This window comes from Methylobacterium sp. WL18 (genome assembly GCF_008040015.1).
GTDB classification, from domain to species: Bacteria; Pseudomonadota; Alphaproteobacteria; order Rhizobiales; family Beijerinckiaceae; genus Methylobacterium; species Methylobacterium mesophilicum.
This window is the reverse complement of sequence record NZ_VRVD01001149.1, coordinates 1-762: the sequence shown is the minus strand read 5'-3', so window position 1 is coordinate 762 and position 762 is coordinate 1. Positions and strand designations below refer to the sequence as shown.

Below are 762 nucleotides of genomic sequence, written 5' to 3'. Positions count from 1 at the left end.
GGTCCGGGGCGACCGGCGGGACGGGGTGCTCGCCGCCGCCCGCCGCCGGGGCGTGCTCCTGGCCTCGGGGTTTTTGGTCGGGGAGAGCGTCGTCGGCGTGCTGCTGGCCGGCGCCGACCTCATGGCCGGGCACAGCGGAGCGCTCGCCATCGCCGGGCCGGGTTTTGCGTCCACGGCGACCTGGCTCGGGCTGGCGGTGTTTCTGGCGGGGCTGGGACTCTATTTCCGGCTGGTGTCCGCGGTGGATGAAGACACGCCCGGGACCGCCTCCCGCTCGTCGGTCGCGTCATGACGGCGGCCGCACCCGAAACCCGCGCCTTCCCGCTCGGCGCCGGGATCCTGTTCGGGCTGGGGCTCGGCGGGTTCTTCGACGGGATCGTGCTGCACCAGATCCTGCAATGGCACCACATGGTGAGCAGCTGGTACCCGATCGATTCGATCCCCAACCTCGAGCTCAACACCCGCTGGGACGGGATCTTCCACAGCGCCACCTACGTGTTCGTGGTGCTCGGGCTGTTCATCCTGTGGCGCGCCGCGCATCGCGGGCACCTGTCCTGGTCGAACAAGCTGCTGGCCGGATCGCTCCTTGTCGGCTGGGGCCTGTTCAACACGGTCGAGGGCGTGATCGACCACCAGATCCTCGGCGTCCACCACGTCAACGAGACGATGCCCCGGGACCAGTGGATCTTCTGGGATGTCGGGTTCCTGCTCTGGGGCGTCGCCATGCTGGTCGCCGGCGGGCTGCTGGTGCGGGCGGGGCGC

General features: G+C 70.5%; 1 protein-coding gene and 1 pseudogene. Both read left to right on the top strand.

Annotation, left to right across the window (positions count from 1 at the left end):
- Positions 1–292 (top strand): annotated as a pseudogene (locus FV228_RS31460) (oligopeptide transporter, OPT family); the annotation flags it as partial.
- Positions 289–762, top strand: a 474-nt coding sequence (locus tag FV228_RS31455) for a DUF2243 domain-containing protein (RefSeq protein ID WP_147857944.1), incomplete at its 3' end; no start/stop codon positions are given. The pseudogene FV228_RS31460 and the gene FV228_RS31455, both read left to right, overlap by 4 nt.